This is a genomic window from Streptomyces hazeniae (genome assembly GCF_031845485.1).
Classification (GTDB): domain Bacteria; phylum Actinomycetota; class Actinomycetes; order Streptomycetales; family Streptomycetaceae; genus Streptomyces; species Streptomyces hazeniae.
In genome coordinates this window covers 1-476 of record NZ_JAVREQ010000134.1, presented here as the reverse complement: position 1 = coordinate 476, position 476 = coordinate 1, and the positions used below count along the sequence as shown (strand labels likewise).

Sequence of the window (476 nt, the reverse complement as noted above, 5' to 3'; positions counted from 1 at the left end):
AGGTAGCGCTGCACGGTCGGCCCCATCCAGGCGACCAGGCCCTCGAGACCGGCCGACGCCAGCGGTGCTGATTGCCCCGGCCACCATGACGGTCTTCATTCCCGGCCTGATCATCTGGATGACCGGCGTGAAAGCACCCGACCTCAGCACCTCGACGGGCCTGCTCCTCGCCCTCGCAGGCGCCGGCCTGATCGCGCTCGGGCTGTGGTTCCTGATCTGGACGGTCGTGCTGTTCGACCGCGTCGGCGACGGCACACTGGCCATCGGTTCTCCGATCAACCTCGTGCTCCGCGGGCCGTATCGACACGTCCGGAATCCGATGATGACCGCGGTGTTCTGCATCCAGCTCGGCACGGCCGTCGCCACGGCCTCACCCTGGCTGTTCGCCTGGTTCGCCCTGTTCTGCACCGTCGTCGTCATCGCGATCCCGACGATCGAGGAACCCCCACCTCGTCAGGCGGTTCGGTGCGCAATAC

Annotated in this window: 1 protein-coding gene; it reads left to right on the top strand. The window is 67.4% G+C overall.

Annotated features, from left to right (window positions below):
- Window positions 1-85 precede the first annotated feature (85 nt).
- A partial coding sequence (locus RM572_RS28965; RefSeq protein ID WP_311676332.1) for a methyltransferase family protein occupies window positions 86-476 on the top strand: 391 nt, incomplete at its 3' end.